Annotated in this window: 1 protein-coding gene; it reads left to right on the top strand. The window is 65.2% G+C overall.

Annotated elements, in window-relative coordinates; genetic code table 11:
* Positions 1–227: hypothetical protein (locus D9738_RS24965; RefSeq protein WP_205712964.1), on the top strand; the 227-nt coding region annotated here is incomplete at both ends.

Genomic DNA, 227 nt, shown 5'->3' with positions numbered 1-227 from the left:
CGTCACTTCCGGCTGGTACTGACCACGCAGGCGCAGCGGGCAGAAGAAGCCCGGCAGCAGGCCATTTCCGGCGGGGCGGAACCGTCCGCTTTTCCTGATACCCTGCCGGGTTACACCGAATATGGCCGGGACAACGGCATCCGTCTGTCTGCCGTGTGGCTGACGCATGACCCGGAATACCCGGAGAATTTACCTGCCGCGCCGCTGGTGCGCTATGGCTGGACGCC

It is taken from the genome of Escherichia sp. E10V5 (assembly GCF_004212315.1).
Taxonomy (GTDB): Bacteria; Pseudomonadota; Gammaproteobacteria; order Enterobacterales; family Enterobacteriaceae; genus Escherichia.
This window is presented reverse-complemented; position numbering and strand designations above follow the sequence as displayed.